Here is a 17,685-nt window from a genome sequence, read left to right as displayed (position 1 = left end):
GTTCCCGTCCGCAAGGGCGGGATGGGGTGCGGGGACCGGAAAACAGGGGGGCTGCCGTGGGTTGGCTCATTTCCGCAATGATGCACCAGTCGATCGTGGCGACCGGGATGCTGGCCTGCGCGAACGGGTGGTGCTGGTGGTAGAGCCGAATCGATGAAACCATGGCGGTTCGGTCGGTTTCGGGTCGGGAGGTGCCGGTAAATGCGTGCCCTACCGGGAGCGGCCCGGGTCTACGTCGGACTCGTCGTCCTCGGCGCCGTCGCCGCTGTCGCGTTCGGACCCCACGCCGGGATCGATCCGGCCACGCTGGCCCTGGTCGTGGTGCTGTACGTGGTCACCGAATCGATCAGCACCGCCATGCACAACGGAAAGGCGGCGATCTCGCCGGGCGCAGCGGCGTCGCTGGCCGCCGTCGTCCTCGTCGGACCGGTCGGTGCGGCCGCAGGAGCGCTGTGCGCCGCACCGTTCGTGCTGCGCCGGCAGAACCTCGTCAAGCGGATGTTCAACGGCGGCCAGCTCGCGCTCGTCGGCTACGCGGCCGGGCACGCCTTCCTGGCCCTCGGCGGCCAGGTGGGGCCGCCCGACCGCGCCGACTTCCCGTGGGTCCTCGTCCCCTTCTGCGCGGCGCTGGCCGTCTACGGAACCGTCAACGCCCTGCTGGTCGGCCTACTCATGTGGTGCTTGGGCGAGGTCCGCCTGGAGTCCCCGCGCCGCGTGCGCTGGCGGACATTGGCCACGCTGGAGCTGGCGGCGCTGGGCTACGGCATGCTCGGACTGTTCATCGCCGTCGTGTGGGGCGTGATCGGTGCGCCGGCGATACTGCTCGTGCTGCTGCCGCTGTTCATCGCCCGCTGGGCCTTCGACCAGTGCATCGCCGAGCAGCGCGCGCACGAGGCCACCCTGGCCACGCTGTGCCAGGCCGTGGAGACCAAGGACTACTACACGCGCGGGCACTGCATGCGCGTGTCCAAGGGCGCGAGCATGATCGCCCAGCAGCTGGGCATGCCCGCCGAGCGGGTGCAGACCATCCGCTACGCCGGCATGCTCCACGACGTCGGCAAGCTGGGCGTGCCGACCAAGGTGCTGCAGAAGCCGGACCGGCTCACCGAAGAGGAGTTCGCCGCCATCCAGCTGCACCCCATGCGCGGCTACGAGATCGTCCGCGAGATCGGCTTTCTGGACGAGGCCCTCGGCGGCATCATGCACCACCACGAGCGCATGGACGGGAGCGGTTACCCCATGGGCCTGGCCGGTACCGACATCCCCGAATTCGGCAGGATCATCTCCGTCGCCGACGCGTTCGACTGCATGACCTCCACCCGTTCCTACCGCAAGGCGCGCAGCATCGAAGAGGCCTTCGCCGAGCTGCGCAACGGGGCGGGCACCCAGTTCGACCCCACGATGGTGGCAGCGCTGATCACCGCTGTGGACCGCGACGGCTGGGATCTCCCCGACGCGGTCGAGCCGCCCGGCGACGGCTCCGCCGTCGTGGCCCAGCAGGACCACGACGACCCCAGCGTGCCGTTGCGCGTGGTGCGGGAGGCCGAGCGGTGATCACCGAAGAGTTCTACACCATGCGGGCGCCGCGCCGCGCCGGTGCCTGGCGGATGCTCGACGAGCCGGTGCGCGTACTCGTGGTCGCGATCGCGGCGGCATTCGCGGCGGGATCCCTGCTGTGGACGCTGATCACCGGTTTCGTCGAAGGGCAGACCGCGCTGGCCTTCGGCGTGCTCATCGCGCTGGGCGAGCTGGCGCGCATCACGCTGCCGGGCAACCGCGAGGTCGCGCCCGTGGCCTCCGCCGGCGCCATCGGCTACACGTTCCTGCTCACCCTCGGCGGCGACACCGTGCACCATTCGGCCTGGCAGGTCCTGGCCGTGGTCACCGTCGGGTTCGCGCTGGGCGAGCTGCCCCACATCGCCGCCGGGCGCAGTCCCGAGTGGAGCGACGTCGCACGGCGGATGCTGGTCATCGTCGCGATCACGCTGGCGTTCCGCCCCTTCGTCGACGCGCTTTCGCCCGGTTCTACGCACTGGCAGTGGTGGCCCGCCCTGCTGCTGATGGCGGCCCTGGTGCTGGTGGGCTGGCTGACCGACGCCGTCACCGCCGCTGCGGTCCGCGCCGAGCGGTTGCGTACCCGCATCACCGTCGCGTTCCGCGACGAGCTGCGCGCCCACGCCGGACTGGGCATGGCCATCGGTGCCTCCGGCATCCTGATCGCCCTGGCCAGCACCATCACCGGGCTGTCGGGACTACTGGTGTTCACCGCGCCGCTCCTGGTCACCCAGGTGGCCTTCCGGCGGTTCGCCGAAGTCCGGCTCACCTACCTGCAGACCGTGCGGGCCCTGTCGCGCGTCACCGAGGTCGGCGGCTACGTCGCGCCCGGCCACTCCCGCCGCGTCAGCCGCCTGGCCAAGTCCGTCGGCTGCGAGCTGGGCATGCGCGAGTCCGACCTGCTGGAACTGGAGTACGCCGCGCTGATGCACGACATCGGCCAGCTGTCGCTGCGCGACCCCGTCGCCGGCGGCGCCACCGTGTTCGCCCTGCCGCGCGAACAGCGGCGCATCGCCGAGCTCGGATCCGCGGTGATCCGCGAGACCGGCGTCCTCGACTCGGTGGCCGAACTGGTGCGCCGCCAGTGCGAGCCCTCCATGGGCGACGGCGACGACGGCCCGCCGCCCCTGGGCAGCCGGGTCATCAAGGTCGCCAACGCGGTGGACGACCTCGCCGGCGAGTCGGCCGACCCCGAGCGCGTCCAGGCGGTGCTGGAGCGGCTGCGCATGGACGGATTCGGCGAGTACGACCCCGATGTGGTCGAGGCCGCCGCGCGGGCGATCGAGCGTGCCGCCGCCCGCTGGTGAGCGCGCAGCGGCGACCGGCCGGAGGTGTCCGGCCGCGGGCCGTCGTCTCCGATAGCATGCGGCCGTGCTGACCGAAGGACTCTACGGAAGCGCCGACCTCCTGGTCGGCACCGAGGACACGGCCCTGGCGCTGGGCAGCGGCGACACCGAGGTGCTCGCCACCCCCCGGGTGCTGGCGCTGGCGGAGGCGGCCACCGTCGCCGCCGCGGCCGGTGAGCTCGACGCGGCCGACACGACTGTGGGCACCGAGGTGTCCCTCTCCCACCTGGCCGCCTCGGCCGTGGGCGCCCGGGTGCGCGCCGAGGCGCGCCTGCGCCGGATCGACGGCCGGCGGCTGCTTTTCGACGTCGCCGTATCCGCATCGGACGGCGGAGGCCAACTCGCGCGGGGCACCGTCGAACGGGTGGTCGTCGACCGCGCCCGCTTCACGGCCGCGGCGCGGTCCTGACGCCGCGGCCGTCCCGGAGCCCGCTCAGACGCCCATGGTCGTGCGCGGGTAGACGTTGCCGGGGTCGGTGGCGATGTTGACCATGTAGGGCACACCCGAGTCGAACGCGCGGCGCAGGGCCGGAGCGATCCCCTCGGGGTCGGTGACCAGTTCGCCGCCGCCGCCCAGGGCGCGCACCACCTCGTCGTAGCGGGTCTGCGGACTGAGGTCGGCGGCGACGTCGTAGCCGTAGAGCATCTGCATGGGCGCCTTCTCCAGCCCCCAGATGCCGTTGTTGCCGCAGACCATGACCACGGGGAGCCGGTGGCGTACGAGGGTGTCGACGTCCATGAGGGAGAATCCGGCGGCGCCGTCGCCCATCAGGGTCACCACCTGCGACGAGGGGCGCGCCAACCGGGCCGCGATGGAGTAGCCCATGGCCGTGCCCAGGCAGCCGAAGGGGCCCGGGTCGAGCCACTGCCCGGGGTGCTCGGGCTCGACGTACTTGCCGGCGTAGGAGACGAAGTCGCCGCCGTCGCCGACGACCACCGCGTCGTCGTCCAGGATCCGGTTGAGCTCGCCGTAGATCCGCGCCGGGTGGACGGGGGTGTCGCCGCTGGCCAGCACGTCGGTGTCGGAGGCCGCAGTGGCGGCGGCCGACTCGGAGATCTCGCGGCGCCAGATCCGGGCGGCGGTCGTCGGCGCCGCCGCGCCGGCGATGCCGCGCAGCGCGGCCGACAGGTCGCCCCAGACGGCGGCCGCCGGTGTCATGTGGTCGGTGATCTGCTCGGCGGAGTCGGCGACGTGCACGACCTTGGCGAGCGGGGCGCCGTCCTTGCCGCCGAACATGCCGTGGCCCAGCCGGAAATCCAGCGGCGTGCCGACCACGACGACGAGGTCGGCGCGGCCCAGCGCTGCGCCCCGCGCCCGGTTGGCCAGCAGCGGGTGCCGGCCCGGCAGGACGCCGCGCCCCTGGCCGTTGGTGACGACCGGGACGTCCAGCTCCTCGGCGGCCTCCAGAGCGGCCCGGGCGGCGCCGTCGAGCCAGACGTCGGAGCCGTAGACCAGTACCGGCCGCTCGGCTTGGCCGAGCAGCCGGGCGGCTTCGGCGACCCGGCCGGGGTCGGGGGAGCGGTCGGCGCGCTCGGCCGACCCCGGCAGCTCGGCCTCGGCCTGGTCGTAGAGGCGGTCCATGGGCACGTCGAGGAAGACGGGGCCGCGGTGGGCCCCGTTGGCGGTGCGGGCGGCCTCGTCCATCGCGGCGCCGATGCCGTCGGTGGCGTGCACGGTCCAGGCGCGCTTGGCCACCGAGTCCAGCAGCGGCGGTTGATCGAGCTCTTGCAGCAGCCCTTGGCCCCAGCGGCTGTCGGGGGCGCGTCCGCCCAGCAGAAGCAGCGGCGAACCGCTGAAGCGGGCGGTGGCCACGCCGCTGACCGCGTTCGTCACACCGGGGCCGGCCGTGACCACGGCCAGACCGGCGCGGCCGGTGAGTTTGCCGATGCCCTCGGCGGCGAAGACGGCGGTCTGCTCGTGGCGCACGTCGAGCAGCCGCATCGCGGGGTCGGGGTTGACCGCCCCGTCGTAGAGCGGGAACACGTGGCCGCCGCTGAGGGTGAACATCGTGTCGATGCCGTGGTGGCGGGCGACCTCGACCGCGTGGGCCCCGCCGTGGCCGCTCAAGCGGCCGGAGAAGGGCGGTGGATCGGATGCGGCCTCGGGAGTGGACATGGCGGAGGGGCGCTCCTTTGCGGACGGGCGGGGCGGCGGCCGGCGGCCGGGGCTCCTCGGGCTACTGGCCGGTAAGTTATCAGGTGCCGGGTGACGCCGCCCACACCGCGGAACCGGACCGTTCGCAGGGGAGGGCCCGCGCCGCTAATCCTCCTCGGGCGGACGCAGCCGTGTGACGAACTTGTAGCGGTCGCCGCGGTACAGCGAGCGGACCCACTCCACCGGATGGCCCTCGCCGTCGAAGCTGTGCTGGCAGTGCAGCACCAGCGGCAGACCCACGTCCACGCCCAGCAGCCGCGCCTCGTTCGGCGTGGCCAGCACGGTTTCGATGGTGGCCTCGGCCTCGACCAGGCGGACGTCGTAGGCGCTCGCCAGCGCTTCGTAGAGCGACGCGTAGCGGTCCAGCTGGCGGCGCAGCCCCGGGAAGCGCCGCGCGGCCAGGTGCGCGGTCTCGACGGCCATCGGCTCGCCGTTGGCCAGCCGCAGCCGCTCGATGCGCAGCACGCGCCCGCCAGAGCGGATCGCCAGCAGCTCGGCGAGCTGGTCGTCGGCGTTGATGTAGCTGACATCGAGGATCCGCGTGGCCGGGTGGAGCCCGTGCGAGCGCATCTCCTGGGTGTAGCTGGTCAGCTGCAGCACCTGGGCCACCTTCGGCTTGGCCACGAACGTGCCCTTGCCCTGGATCCGCAGCAGGCGGCCCTCGACCACCATCTCCGTCAGCGCTTGGCGGACCGTGGTGCGCGACGTAGAGAACTGGGCCGCGAGCGCGCGCTCGGGCGGTACCGGGTTGCCGGCGGGCATAGCCTCTATGAGCTCCAGAAGCAGCTTCTTGACCTGGTAGTACTTCGGAACTCGGTGCCCGTCTTCGAGCGTTCGCTGACCCGTCACGTCGGACTCCTCCACCGCTTCCCCGGTCGCTATTGGTGTGGACCACTGGTCGAGTGCGTTCTTATGAGTATGCCTGCAACCGTGGGATGATTTGTGAGTGCCTCACCTCAGCGATCTCATCCGACGCTATACGGCGCTGAAGACGGCGGATCTGGAGTGGTTCCACTCGCTGGTCTCCGACTGGCAGCTGCTGGCCGACCTCTCCTTCGCCGACTTGGTGCTGTGGGTGCGCCTGCGCGACGACAGCGGCTGGGTGGCCGTATCCCAGATGCGCCCCACCACCGGCCCCACCGCCTTCCAGGACGACCTCGTCGAGACGGTGCTGCGCGACGGCGCCGCCGAGGTCCCCCAGGACGCGGCGCCGTCACGGCTGTCGGGGCGGCACACGCTCATCGACCGCGCCTGGGACGAGGGGCGCATCTGCCGCGAGGGCGACCCCGACTGGTCGGGCGGCGTCCCGGTGCGCGAGGAGACGATTCCGGTGCGCCGCGACGGCAAGCTCATCGGCGTCATCCAGCGCAGCACCAACCTCAGCTCGGCACGCACACCCAGCCGGCTCGAACTGACCTATCTGCAGAGCGCCAGCGACCTGGCGCAGATGATCAGCGAGGGCGCGTTCCCGTTCAGCGACCAGGGGCCGCTGATGGTCCGCTCGCCGCGGGTCGGCGACGGCCTGCTGCGGCTGGACCAGAACGGCGAAGTCGTCTACGCCAGCCCCAACGCCCTGTCGGCCTACCGCAGGCTCGGACTGACCGCCGACCTGGTCGGGGCGCGCCTGGATCGCACCACCCTGGATCTCGCCGCCCTCGGCGACGCCCGCGACGAATCGCTGACCTGGACCGCGGGTGGACGGGTCCCCCAAGAGGCCGAGGTCGAGGGCCGCGGATCGACCATCCAACTGCGTTCGATTCCGCTGGTGGTGGGCAGTGTGCGCATCGGTGCGCTGGTGATGGTGCGCGACGTGACAGAGCTGCGCCGCCGCGAACGCGAGCTGATGACCAAGAACGCCACGATCCGCGAGATCCACCACCGCGTGAAGAACAACCTCCAGACGGTGGCGGCGCTGCTGCGCCTGCAGTCGCGGCGGTTGGGCGTCCCCGAAGGGCGCGCCGCCCTCGACGAGGCGGTCCGCAGGGTCGGATCGATCGCGATCGTGCACGAGATGCTGTCCCACACCCCCGACGAGGTGGTGGACTTCGACGACATCGCCGACCGCGTCATCGAGATGGCGGCGGAGATCTCCTCGACCGAGGGAGCCGTGACGCCGCGCCGGACGGGGCAGTTCGGACTGCTGTCGGCGCTGGTGGCCACCCCGCTGTCCATGGTGCTGGCGGAGCTGGTGCAGAACGCCGTCGAGCACGGCCTGCGCTACGGGCCCGGCAGTATCGAGGTGCGGGCCCGGCGCGACGACGCGCCCCTGGGCGAGGACGAGGAGAACGGGGGCCACCTGGTGGTGGAGGTGGCCGACGACGGAGGCGGGCTGCCCGCGGACTTCGACGTCGAGAGCACCGACAGCCTCGGCCTGCAGATCGTCCGCACGCTCATCACGAGCGAGCTGGGCGGTTCGCTGGAGATCAAACCGCAGGAGCGCGGCGGTACCGAGGTCGCGATCGAGCTGCCGGTGGAACGCAGCGCCGAAGCGTAGCCGCGGTTCCCGCGCAGAGGGCGCGGAGCCTACCGGGAACGGGGCGGGCAGCGCCGGCTTCCGCCGAGGTCGCAGCGCGGAGGAAGCGGCCCGGCCCCGCTCCGCAATCCCGGGGGCGCGATGCCCGGGCGGAGCGGGCCGTGCGATGCTTGGGCCGTGGAGTCGGAACTAGGGACGTGCCATGGCGGCAGGCGTACGGCGGCGCTTGAGTGCGCGGCGCTCGTCTTCGCTCATGCCGCCCCACACACCGCCGTCCTGGCCGGTCTCCAGAGCCCAGCGAAGGCATGCGGTGCTGACCGGACACTCCCGGCACACCTCTTTCGCCTCTTCGATCTGGATGAGGGCCGGGCCGTGGTTCCCGATCGGAAAGAACAGCTCGGGGTCCTCGTCTCGGCAGGCGGCGTGGTTACGCCAGTCCATGCGGATCACTCCTCACGGTGAGGGCAGCGTGCGCTTTGTGAACGAATTCACTAAGTCGGCGGCGACCAGGCGCTTGTCATCGTTGACTCCCGGTCCGGCGTGCGCCCGTGATCGCGGGCGCCCAGGGGTCCGCTGATCCGACGGAGCCGCGCCGTGCTCCCTGACCTCGGAATCTCCCTTTTACTCGCCCGTAACGTGCGGCGACACTTTTGAGCGTGACAGCATTGATCGGCCCATGCAAGAGCGCCCGAAAGTGAACCCGCGCACCGTCGTGTCGTGTGCGTCACAGGCGTTATCACCTGGTTGTTTTCCCCGCCGTTAACCGATGATTCGTAATGCCTTCGGTACGGACTCGAGATTGACTCGCCTGCGGTGTCCGAGGTATTCGCCGTCGATCTGGAATGCGCGCGGAGTGCGGGATGTGATGGTTATCGCGCTCTGATCGTGCCACGAGACGTAGCCCGCCCCGACGGGCGGAACGCCCCGGTGCGAGAGCATCCGGCGCAGCAGCTGCGCGGTGCGGGCGGTACGCAGCTGGGTGAGCGCGAACAGGTCCAGGCCCAGCCCGAACCGCGAGCGCGGCGTCGGCTGCACCGGTACCGAACCGGCGTAGGTCCACGGTGTGGTGTTGGTGACCAGCGCGAAGTACAGGTCCCGGACCGGATCGCGCCCCGGCGCCTCGATGCTCAGCGAGGGAACGTTGGCGTCGCCGCGCAGGAACAGCTTCAGCGCGATGGAGATGTAGAGCCCGGGGGAGGCGCGCCGCCCGCTGCGCCGCTGCCGGTCGACCTCGTGCACCACGTCGGCGTCCCAGCCGAACCCGGCGCAGAAGGTGAAGTACCGGTCGTCCTCGTCGGAGCGCAGCCGCCCCAACCCGACCGAGCGGCCCTCGCCGCCGCGCGCCGCTTCCAGTACCGCCGCCGTGGCCTCGACGGGGTCGGTCGGATGGCCCAGCGCCCGCACGAAGACGTTGGCGCTGCCGCCGGGCAGGGCGGCGTAGCTGGGCCGTTCGAGGTCCTCGGGGGTCGCCAGCAGTCCGTTGACGACCTCGTTCACCGTTCCGTCGCCGCCGAGGCTGATGACCAGGCCGTACCCCTCGCCGGCCGCCTGCCGCGCGAGCTCGCGGGCGTGGTCGCGGTACTCGGTGTGGGCGACGTCCAACTCCATCTCGCGGCCGAGCGCACCGACGAGGATGTCGCGGGACCGGGGCGTGGTCGTGGTCGCCTGGGGATTGACGATGAACAGGGCGCGCACGAGGTCCAGTCTAGGGCTCGCGCCCCGCGGTCGGGCCTCCGGCGGGGCCTTCGGGGCGGCGCGGTCGTCCCGCCGCCCCCGGGGCCGGTCCGTGCCGGCGGCGGCCCGACCGCGGCCGGTGCGGGGCCCGGCGCAGGGCGGGATAAGCTCGGAGCGTGTCAGCACGCCCGCTCACCATCACAGCCGCCGCGGCGCTCCAGGCCCTGGTCGCGGCCGCGATCGCCGCCGCAGGCTGCTACGCGTTCGCCGGAACCGTACTGGGCCGCGCCGCTGACGCGGGCTCCGCCGTCCCGCTGGCCGTCTTCGCGCTGCTGGCCGCGGCGGCTGCGGGCTACTGCGCCTGGGGGCTGTTCCTGCTGCGCGACTGGGCGCGCACACCGGCCGTGCTGACCCACGTCTTCGTGCTCGTGGTGGCCTACTACATGTTCACCAGCGGCCAGTACGCCGTCAGCGCGGTCATGGCGGCCGCGGCGGCCGCGGGCCTGGCGCTGGTCTTCGCGCCGTCCACCACCGCGACCCTGTTCCCCGACGGCGGTGCGCGCCACGGCGGCTCCGACGCCGGAGAGTAGCGCCGCCGGAGCCGCCGGGCCGCTGCAGTCTATTCGTCCGTGGTCAGCGCGAAACGCAGCTGCGCCAGCGTGCGCGCGAGCAACCGCGAAACGTGCATCTGCGAGATCCCCAGCTCCTGAGCGATCTGCGACTGGGTCATGTTGCCGAAGAAGCGCAGCAGCAGGATCCGCTTCTCCCGCGGCGGCAGGTCCTCCAGCAGGGGCTTGAGTGATTCCCGGTATTCCACGCCCTCAAGGGAGTCGTCCACGATGCCCAGCGAGTCGGCCACCGCGGGGGCGTCCTCGTCGCCGCTGTCGGGCGCGTCCAGCGACACGGTGGAGTAGGCGTTGGCCGACTCCAAGCCCTCCAGAACCTCCTCTTCGGACATCCCGAGGTGTTCGGCGAGCTCGTGGACGGTGGGCGCACGGCCCTCCCGCTGGGAAAGGTCGCTGACGGCCTTGGTCAGCGACAGCTTCAGTTCCTGCAGCCGGCGCGGCACACGTACCGCCCAGCCCTTGTCGCGGAAGTGCCGCTTGATTTCGCCGACGATGGTGGGTGTGGCGTAGGTGGAGAACTCCACGCCGCGGTCCAGGTCGAACCGGTCGATCGATTTGATCAGCCCGATGGTGGCGACCTGGGTCAGGTCGTCGAGCCACTCGCCGCGGTTGCGGAAGCGCCGTGCCAGGTACTCGACCAGGGGCAGGTGCAGCTCGACCAGTTCGTCGCGGATGCGCTGCCGTTCGGGAGCGTCCTCGGGAAGCTCGCTCAGGCGTTCGAACAACTCGCGCGCACGGGCGCGGTCAGGCACCGCGTGCTCCGTCTTCGCCGTCAGAGCGGGCCCCCTCTCGCTCACGCCGTCTCCGCCACGCCGCGCCGTTTGTGCAGCACGATGGAGACGCGGTCGTCAGGGCCGGCGTCGGTGTCGACCTCTCCGGCCAGGGCCGACAGGACGGTCCAGGCGAAGGTGTCGCGCGCGGGGAGCCGGCCGTCGGCCGTCAGCACCGAGACGGAGATGCGCATCCCGTCGCCGGTCAGTTCGAAGTCGGTGGTCAGGTCGGTCCCCGGCAGTGCCTGGGTGAGGAGCATCGCGCAGGCTTCGTCCACCCCGATGCGCAGGTCCTCGATCTCGTCGAGAGTGAAGTCCAGTCGGGCCGCCAATCCCGCCGTGGCGGTGCGCAGCACGGACAGGTAAGCGCTGTCGGCCGGCATGCGGACCGTCACAGCGTCGCGAACCTCCGTTGCACCCGGGGACGGTGCGGCGGTTTCTTCGGTCACGTGCCTCCTCCGGGAAGCGAGATTGCCGCTTGACTGCAATCTATCTTGTTTCGGTCCTCCTCCGGTGCACACGCGTGGGACCGTGTCCCGATTCCGGCTTCCTATCCCTAGTCTCGGACACGCCCGAAAGCGGGGCACGAGCAGGGAGCGCGGCGGCTTCCGTGCCGAAACGCCGCCGGAATCGCTGCGGTATCGGCGGATCCGGCGGGATCGAATCGCGTTCCGACCCGGGCGAGGCGCCCGCTCGGGAAGGCGCGGACATCTACGGACCGATGATGCCGAGGTCCCCAAACGCCCCAAGGACCCCCTCGGGAACCACGTGGAGCCGGATCCACATGGTTCCCGAGGGAGTCCTCTTCGGATGGCGGGGTTGCGGTCAGGCGTCGCCTTTCCGGCCCGGCCGATCCGCTACGAAGGTCCCGCGCTGGGGCAGCGTGACGACCCAGCCTTCATCGCGCAGCAGCGCGACTGCGCGGCGTGCCGTCTCACGGGCCACACCGTGGTTGGATACCAGGTCCGATTCCGACGGGATCGGGTCCCGCGGCTTCAGTGCTCCGGCTTGAATCTGCTCGCGAATAGAACACGCCACCTGCTGATACAGGGGTGTGGGGTCGAAACGGTCAACCTGCATATGCGGACGTTAGCCACGACTAGTGGGTGGCTCATATGGCAGACGTCCTAGACGAGCCAGACAAGCGAGAGGTATGGTGGGGTCTTGACCTTCAGAAAAGAAGGACCCCCGCGGCGCGGTGGAGCGCGCCCGGGGGCATGGCCTACCTGAAAAGAGCAGGCAGACATGAAGATCCTAGTAGCCCTTGTGGCGACCCTCGTCCGGCGTGTTCGGGCGTTCTGCGGCGTCCGTGCGCCGCTGGCGCCCGGAGCGGACGACCGTCGTGCGTCCTTCCGCCCGGTGCCCGTCATCCGCGCGGCCCGCGTCCGCCCCTACATACACGCGCCACCGCGTCCCCCGCCGAGCCTCCGGCCGTCGCCGAGGGCGGCCCCTCGCCCGTCGCTCCGTACGTGGTGCGGTGGGAGCGCGGCCGTGCCGCCGAGCAGGAGGTTCACGGCCGACTCGGCGCAGCCGTCTTCTGCGAGGCCGCCGGAGGTGTCCGATGATCTACTCGACCGACTGCTACGGCCGCCCCGACGAGGCGCACGCCGACGCGCTCTACGACACGTTGAGCGACGCCCTCAAGGAGCGCGGCCAGACGCCCGCCCAACGGGCGCGCGCCCAGGACAACGCCGACGCCGCCTTCAGCGTGCTGGACATGTGGCTGCGGTCCGGCGGGGCGTGGCCGACGCCGTGGCGGCGCTGCGAGGGCGGCGAATAGCGGACCGTCGACGCGCACGGCCGTCGACGCGCACGGCCGGCGGCGCGGGCAGCCCCGGCCGTGCGGTCCGCTACGCCTCTGCGTTCAGATAGCGGCCGAGGATCTCGGCTTCGGCGCGGAGGCGGTCGGCGGCGTCGTCGCGCCCCAGGCGGGCGTACTCCTGCGCGGAGGCCGAGCGCTCGCTGACCTCGCGCGCGACGATCGCGTGCACGTCGGACTCGGTCAGGACGCGGCGTTGAGCCTCGGCCGCGCCGAGGCCCAACGCCGCACCGGCGACGTGTTCGCTGTCCTCGGCAGGCGCCGCACGGTCGGCGCCGGCGGCCTCGGCGTTGTCGACGGCGGCCAGCGCCGAGCGGAGCGCGGCGGCGGCGACCTTGTCGCGGTTCTTCAGAGCGGCCGTCAGATCACGGCGCATGTCGGTACGCATCCGCCGGAACGTAGCCGACGCAGCCGGGGGAGTCGACCGGTTTTCCGGGGCGGGCCCCGCTCACTCCGCCTTCGTCCCGAGGGAGTGCAGCGCCGCACCGTCGAGGCGGAAGACGGTCCACGCGTCCATCGGCTCGGCGCCCAGGGCCCTGTAGAACTCGATGGAGGGCGTGTTCCAGTCCAGCACCCACCACCGGTCTTTTCCTGCCACGCGCGGACACCTAGCGCGCTGGGGGCCCGGAACGGAGGTGAGCGCTAGCGAACACGAGGGGCCTCGCCATGCCTACCGCCGTCCTATACCTCCGCCTGTCCAAGGACTCCACAGCATCCGATGACAACGCCGTGACAGTGCCGACCGCGACTGTCACCCCTACGGCGACGGTGTCCGAACGGCGCGCCATCGTGTCGGCCCGCCGTGCCGACGGCGTGGCCCCGCCCGACATCGCGGCAGAGCTGTCAGTCAGTGCCCGCACGGTGCACCGCGACATTGCCGCTCTGACGTAACACGGCCGACCGCGACAGGCCCGGGGACGGCACAGGGACAGCGGCCCCGCGCGGAGCGCGTGGGCCGGGCCGAGAGAAGGAGGGCGCACCATGGACGCACGAACGGTCTGCGTGACGCGGGGCCGGGACTTCCCGGTTACACGGGCGGTCCCCGCGTGCTCCGCGGAGCGCGCGGAGGCCACGGCCGAGCGCGTGATGCCGGACCTTCCCGCGGACGGGTACCGCGTGACGGTCGGCCCTGCGGCCGTGGAAGGGGCATGCGCCGGTTGCGGGGGCCCGGTGACCGTGCCACGTTCCCCGGACGAGACGACGCTTGGCCTTATGCAGGCATAGCCAGGGCCCCGGGCCGCGCGCTCGGGGCCCTTCTTTGCGTCCGGCGGCAACACGGAGGGCTAACGTCGGCAATCGGACAGTGTTTGAGCGATACTGCTCAACTGCCTAAGCGGCGCGTGCCTTGTTCAAGGCGTCCCGGTACTCCCGCGTCCACTCCGCGTCCCGTTGTTCCGGCGGAAGGCCGTCCAGCCCTGCCCGCAAGTGGTCGGCCGCGTCTGCGTGGCCGCCTAGCGACGCATGGACCATGCCAATGTTCAACGCGAAGAACGACGGCCCATACCAGTACACAATCCCCGGGGGGTCGGTCGCCTCGTCTACGCGGTGCGCCGCCTCGTCCAGCAACCGGCGGGCCGCGTCCGCCTCCCCCATCTCCGCGTGCCCCTGTGCCGCCTGCAATGTGTCAAACACCTGTTGAGTCACGTGGGCCCCGGGAGAATGTCGCGCGGCCTGCGCGGCCCGGACAACGGCCGGATAGCGGCCCTGTTGGCGGGCGACGTAGCCGCGGAACGAGGTCGCCACGGCCGCGACGGTGGGAGCGTCGGCCCCGTCGGCCATGTCTTTCGCGCGTGCGAGCATCCCCAACGCGTGCCGGTCCTGGCGTAGCGCGGCGAACAGCCAACCGGCGTATTGGTGCATCTCCGCGACCACTGCCAGCAGGGGCCGTACGTGCGGCCCGCGTGCGTTGCGGGCAAGGGGAGTCACCGCGTCCAGTTGGGCCAGCATGCCCGGGAGCATCGCGGCGGCCCCTATGGAGTCCTCTAACCTCCGCTGTGCGGCCAGCACGTCCGCGAGAGCGTGGGCCGTCCCCTCGTCTGTGCGCGACGGTGCGGCGAAGCTGTGCGCCACGCGGGCGCGGTCGTCCGGCGTGAGCGCAGCCGCAAGCGCCGACAGCGCGCCGTCCGCGTGTAGGTACGTGTCCAGCGCGTCCGCCATTTGGGGGGTCGGGGGCCGCTTGCCGGAGAGCACCCGCGAGACGTATCCGGGATCGAACGCTATGGCTTTGGCGGTCGCGCGAAGCGACAGGCCGCGCTCTGCCATGGCGGCCCGCACGGCGGGCGCAAATTCGGACACTTCCGGCCTCTGCGTGTTGCCTGTCTCTGTTGTCAAGACTAAGCAACACCCGGTACCTAGCGCGGACCGTGCCCCAACGGGACGCTCGTAGTCATGGACGAAATACCGAACCTCCGCGCGGAAGGCCCCTCGTCTGCCGCACGCCTACCGACAGCCGGTCCCTTGTGCAGCGCTGTTCAACGCACGGTAGAGCCGATGCCCGGCTCAGTCCGCGTTAGGCCGCGATCGCGGAGGCCGGACAACGCCTTTTGAGCAGTGGCGGAAGCTACGCCGAACTCGTCCATGAGTTGCAGCACGCTAGGCACGCGCGAACCGCTCGGGTAGCGGCCGGTATGAATACGCCGTTCCAGCTCATCCGCAATCTGAACCCACCGGGGAACGCCTTCTCGCCATTGCACGCGACGGAAGCTAGGCACGGCTGGGATGCCCGGCAATGCTGGCGCGCTAGGCGTGCTATGCGTATGCTCGGGTTTTGCCAAACAAATGCAGCGCCCGGGCGGACGCGCCAACGTCCCCCGGGCCGGACAAGCAGGAAGGTGCTTGCCGATCATGAGTCTAGTTGTTGCTGCCCTGACAGCCCTAGTCCGCCTATGCCGCCGCTCTCACGGACTCCACGCACGTCCCCTCGTCCTCCGCGACGAGCGGCCCGCCGCACGCTTGGAGGCAGCCTCGGCGGCCGACCGCGCGGCCCCCGGCCCCGTGGCCGCTTCGGTGACGCGGATTCGGCCGTACGTACCGCGTACGGCTCCGGCGGACTCTGCCCCGATCCCCGCCGACGCCTCCGATTCATCGCGGATGATCCGCCCTTACCTGGTTGCGGCAGAGCACCGCCGCGAAGCGCAGCGCACGGCCCGCGTGGACGCGACGAGGCTAGGTGTTTGCGTGCTCCAAGACATCGCGGCAACGGCGGGAGCGGCCTCCTAATGAGCATCGACCTGGACCACGTGCACGACTGCCCGCGCGCTGCCGCGTGGACGCTAGAGGCCCGCGACCGTGGCGCACTCGTCCGCGTGATTCTCGCTTGCGAGGTACACGCGGAGGCACTCACAGAGACCTACCTACGCGGCTACACGGTGGACGCGATTCCGGCCCCGGAGGGCCGCGCCTGCGGCCGCTCCGCGCACTACCGGGGCAGCCCCGTGGAGGCCGTCCCGGAGGCGGCCGACGGGCCCGACCCCGATATCTACGAGGCGGCCCCGGCGGGGCCCGATACCGGAGGTGCTTTCCTCGTGTCACCTGCCCCTGACGAGCCGGACGAGACGGCCGGAGGCGATCCGGCCGCATACACCGTCGTCTCCGCTGTGGGCGGGCCGGTGCTCGGCCGCGTGCCGGCGGACAACACGGGGGACCGCTGGACCCCCGTGGTCACGGTCGCTGGCCGTGACGTGCTCGGCCCGCCGTTCCCCGCCTTCGGGGACGCGGCGCTGTGGGTCTGCGCAAGGCTGACTGTGGTGCTGGACGCGCCGCGCAGCACGGCAGGGGAAACAAGCCCGCTCTCGGTTCTGGAGCACGGGTATAAGAGGCACGGCGCGATATGGACCAGTGGGTACGAGGGCTACGACTAGCCGCTATCCGCTATCCGCACCGCGAACGTAGGGCCCCGGGGGCTTCCCCCCGGGGCCCTACGCGTGTCTAGGACGCTGTGCTGCCGCCTAGCTCCCGGAGCGCGTCCCCGTCGAGGCGGAAGACGGTCCACTCGTCCATCGGCTCGGCGCCCAGGGCCCTGTAGAACTCGATGGAGGGCGTGTTCCAGTCCAGCACCCACCACTGGAGCCGGTCGTAGCCCCGCTCCACGCACAGCTCGGCGAGGGTCTTCAGCAGGGCCTTGCCGTAGCCGCGGCCGCGGTGCTCCGGGCGGACGTAGAGGTCCTCCAGGTAGATGCCCGGGTTCCCGGTCCAGGTGGAGAAGTTGCGGAACCACAGCGCGAACCCGGCGACGGCGGTCCCGCCGCCGTCGCCGGGCGCGTGCTCGGCGATGTGGGCCCCGACGACGGGGTTCTCGCCGAACAGGGCGTCGTGGAACTGAGCCTCGGTGGCCACGGCCGCCTCGGGCTCCTTCTCGTAGTCGGCGAGTTCGCGCACGAGGCGGTGGATCACCGGGACGTCGTCGGGGCGGGCGGGGCGGATCACGGCTCTCCTCGGCAGGTCGGGACGGGCGGCGGCGTGCGGGTGCGGCGGAGGCGGATCAGAGCACCTTGGCCAGGAACGAGCGGGTGCGCTCGTGCTGCGGGTCCGCGAGCACGCTGCGCGGCCGACCGGACTCCACCACGGCGCCCTCGTCCATGAAGACGAGCCGGTCGCCGACCTCGCGGGCGAAGCCCATCTCGTGGGTGACCACGACCATGGTCATGCCCTCTTCGGCCAGTCCTTTCATGACGTCCAGGACCTCGCCCACCAGCTCGGGGTCGAGGGCGCTCGTGGGCTCGTCGAACAGCATCAGTTCCGGGCGCATCGCCAGTGCCCGGGCGATGGCCACACGCTGCTGCTGGCCGCCCGACAGCTGGCGCGGATACTCCCCGGCCTTGCCGGCCAGACCCACCCGCTCCAGCAGTTCCAGAGCCTCCCTGCGCGCCTCCGAGCGCGGCCGGCGGTTGACGCGGACCGGCGCCTCCAGGAGGTTGCCCAGCACGGTCATGTGCGGGAACAGGTTGAAGTTCTGGAAGACCATGCCGATGCCGCGCCGCTGGCGGGCCACCTGGGAGTCGTGCAGTTCGTAGAGCTTGCCGGCGCGCTGCCGGTAGCCTATCAACTGCCCGTCGACCCACAGCCGTCCCGCGTTGATCTTCTCCAAGTGGTTGATGCAGCGCAGGAACGTGGACTTGCCCGAACCGGAGGGGCCCACCACGCAGCAGACCTCGCCGCGGCGCACCTCCATGTCGATGCCGCGCAGCACTTCCAGGCGGCCGAAGCGCTTGTGTACGTCCTCGGCCACGACCATCCGGTCGTCTCCGGAGCCGGTCGCCGTACCGGCCT

20 protein-coding genes are annotated in these 17,685 nt (G+C 71.5%); 7 read left to right on the top strand and 13 right to left on the bottom strand.

Going from position 1 to position 17,685, the window contains the following annotated elements:
• Positions 1 to 201: 201 nt before the first annotated feature.
• The 3 genes from HNR25_RS07355 (at position 202) to HNR25_RS07345 (ending at position 3,309) form a co-directional block, all read left to right on the top strand.
• Positions 202 to 1,554 carry an HD-GYP domain-containing protein gene (locus HNR25_RS07355; protein WP_184633943.1) on the top strand — a complete coding sequence of 451 codons (1,353 nt, stop codon included), beginning with the start codon at positions 202 to 204 and terminating at the stop codon, positions 1,552 to 1,554.
• Positions 1,555 to 1,574: 20 nt separating this feature from the next.
• The gene (locus tag HNR25_RS07350) at positions 1,575 to 2,861 is read left to right on the top strand and encodes an HD-GYP domain-containing protein (protein WP_184638948.1); all 1,287 of its coding nucleotides are present in this window, start codon (positions 1,575 to 1,577) and stop codon (positions 2,859 to 2,861) included.
• Positions 2,862 to 2,925: 64 nt separating this feature from the next.
• Positions 2,926 to 3,309 carry a thioesterase family protein gene (locus HNR25_RS07345; protein ID WP_184633942.1) on the top strand — a complete coding sequence of 128 codons (384 nt, stop codon included), beginning with the start codon at positions 2,926 to 2,928 and terminating at the stop codon, positions 3,307 to 3,309.
• 24 nt (positions 3,310 to 3,333) lie between these two features.
• Here the strand turns inward: HNR25_RS07345 and HNR25_RS07340 are convergent, their stop codons facing one another.
• Together HNR25_RS07340 and HNR25_RS07335 are read right to left on the bottom strand one after the other, a co-directional pair.
• On the bottom strand, positions 3,334 to 5,016 hold the full coding sequence (locus HNR25_RS07340) for an acetolactate synthase (RefSeq protein ID WP_184633941.1): 1,683 nt from the start codon (positions 5,014 to 5,016) through the stop codon (positions 3,334 to 3,336).
• Positions 5,017 to 5,160: 144 nt separating this feature from the next.
• Complete coding sequence (locus HNR25_RS07335) at positions 5,161 to 5,904, bottom strand: GntR family transcriptional regulator (protein ID WP_184633940.1); 744 nt, start codon at positions 5,902 to 5,904, stop codon at positions 5,161 to 5,163.
• 97 nt (positions 5,905 to 6,001) lie between these two features.
• Here HNR25_RS07335 and HNR25_RS07330 point away from each other — a divergent pair, with 97 nt between their 5' ends.
• The gene (locus tag HNR25_RS07330) at positions 6,002 to 7,549 is read left to right on the top strand and encodes a sensor histidine kinase (protein WP_184633939.1); all 1,548 of its coding nucleotides are present in this window, start codon (positions 6,002 to 6,004) and stop codon (positions 7,547 to 7,549) included.
• Between the two features lie 168 nt (positions 7,550 to 7,717).
• Here HNR25_RS07330 and HNR25_RS07325 read toward each other — a convergent pair whose 3' ends face one another.
• Positions 7,718 to 7,969, bottom strand: coding sequence for a WhiB family transcriptional regulator (locus tag HNR25_RS07325; protein WP_184633938.1), 252 nt, complete (start codon positions 7,967 to 7,969; stop codon positions 7,718 to 7,720).
• 318 nt (positions 7,970 to 8,287) lie between these two features.
• Entirely contained in the window at positions 8,288 to 9,223 is a 936-nt protein-coding gene (locus HNR25_RS07320; RefSeq protein WP_184633937.1) for a diacylglycerol/lipid kinase family protein, read from the bottom strand.
• 155 nt (positions 9,224 to 9,378) lie between these two features.
• Here HNR25_RS07320 and HNR25_RS07315 point away from each other — a divergent pair, with 155 nt between their 5' ends.
• Positions 9,379 to 9,792, top strand: coding sequence for a hypothetical protein (locus tag HNR25_RS07315; protein ID WP_184633936.1), 414 nt, complete (start codon positions 9,379 to 9,381; stop codon positions 9,790 to 9,792).
• Between the two features lie 29 nt (positions 9,793 to 9,821).
• Here HNR25_RS07315 and HNR25_RS07310 read toward each other — a convergent pair whose 3' ends face one another.
• From HNR25_RS07310 to HNR25_RS07300, 3 genes are all read right to left on the bottom strand, one after another.
• On the bottom strand, positions 9,822 to 10,580 hold the full coding sequence (locus HNR25_RS07310; protein ID WP_184633935.1) for an RNA polymerase sigma factor SigF: 759 nt from the start codon (positions 10,578 to 10,580) through the stop codon (positions 9,822 to 9,824).
• Positions 10,581 to 10,621: 41 nt separating this feature from the next.
• Positions 10,622 to 11,047 carry an ATP-binding protein gene (locus HNR25_RS07305; RefSeq protein ID WP_184633934.1) on the bottom strand — a complete coding sequence of 142 codons (426 nt, stop codon included), beginning with the start codon at positions 11,045 to 11,047 and terminating at the stop codon, positions 10,622 to 10,624.
• A gap of 376 nt (positions 11,048 to 11,423) precedes the next feature.
• A complete protein-coding gene (locus HNR25_RS07300; protein ID WP_184633933.1) occupies positions 11,424 to 11,678 on the bottom strand; it encodes a GntR family transcriptional regulator in 255 nt (84 codons plus the stop codon).
• A gap of 481 nt (positions 11,679 to 12,159) precedes the next feature.
• Between HNR25_RS07300 and HNR25_RS07295 the strand changes: the two genes are divergently transcribed.
• Complete coding sequence (locus tag HNR25_RS07295) at positions 12,160 to 12,378, top strand: hypothetical protein (protein WP_184633932.1); 219 nt, start codon at positions 12,160 to 12,162, stop codon at positions 12,376 to 12,378.
• Positions 12,379 to 12,448: 70 nt separating this feature from the next.
• Here HNR25_RS07295 and HNR25_RS07290 read toward each other — a convergent pair whose 3' ends face one another.
• From HNR25_RS07290 to HNR25_RS27030, 4 genes are all read right to left on the bottom strand, one after another.
• Positions 12,449 to 12,805, bottom strand: a complete 357-nt coding sequence (locus HNR25_RS07290) for a GatB/YqeY domain-containing protein (RefSeq protein ID WP_184633931.1) — start codon at positions 12,803 to 12,805, stop codon at positions 12,449 to 12,451.
• Between the two features lie 60 nt (positions 12,806 to 12,865).
• Entirely contained in the window at positions 12,866 to 13,015 is a 150-nt protein-coding gene (locus HNR25_RS07285; protein WP_376767482.1) for a GNAT family N-acetyltransferase, read from the bottom strand.
• 731 nt (positions 13,016 to 13,746) lie between these two features.
• On the bottom strand, positions 13,747 to 14,712 hold the full coding sequence (locus HNR25_RS07275; protein WP_184633929.1) for a helix-turn-helix domain-containing protein: 966 nt from the start codon (positions 14,710 to 14,712) through the stop codon (positions 13,747 to 13,749).
• Positions 14,713 to 14,888: 176 nt separating this feature from the next.
• Positions 14,889 to 15,263, bottom strand: a complete 375-nt coding sequence (locus tag HNR25_RS27030) for a GntR family transcriptional regulator (RefSeq protein WP_184633928.1) — start codon at positions 15,261 to 15,263, stop codon at positions 14,889 to 14,891.
• 372 nt (positions 15,264 to 15,635) lie between these two features.
• Between HNR25_RS27030 and HNR25_RS07265 the strand changes: the two genes are divergently transcribed.
• Positions 15,636 to 16,277 (top strand): hypothetical protein, encoded by a 642-nt coding sequence (locus tag HNR25_RS07265; RefSeq protein WP_184633927.1) that lies wholly within the window; start codon positions 15,636 to 15,638, stop codon positions 16,275 to 16,277.
• A 67-nt stretch (positions 16,278 to 16,344) separates the two neighbouring features.
• Here the strand turns inward: HNR25_RS07265 and HNR25_RS07260 are convergent, their stop codons facing one another.
• Both HNR25_RS07260 and HNR25_RS07255 read right to left on the bottom strand, forming a co-directional pair.
• The gene (locus HNR25_RS07260; protein WP_184633926.1) at positions 16,345 to 16,842 is read right to left on the bottom strand and encodes a GNAT family N-acetyltransferase; all 498 of its coding nucleotides are present in this window, start codon (positions 16,840 to 16,842) and stop codon (positions 16,345 to 16,347) included.
• A gap of 55 nt (positions 16,843 to 16,897) precedes the next feature.
• Complete coding sequence (locus tag HNR25_RS07255) at positions 16,898 to 17,650, bottom strand: amino acid ABC transporter ATP-binding protein (RefSeq protein ID WP_184638946.1); 753 nt, start codon at positions 17,648 to 17,650, stop codon at positions 16,898 to 16,900.
• Positions 17,651 to 17,685 lie beyond the last annotated feature (35 nt).

This window comes from Streptomonospora salina (assembly GCF_014204715.1).
In the GTDB taxonomy this organism is placed as follows: Bacteria; Actinomycetota; Actinomycetes; order Streptosporangiales; family Streptosporangiaceae; genus Streptomonospora; species Streptomonospora salina.
Note: the sequence above shows the minus strand (reverse complement) of the source record. Positions and strands in the feature narration are given on the sequence as shown.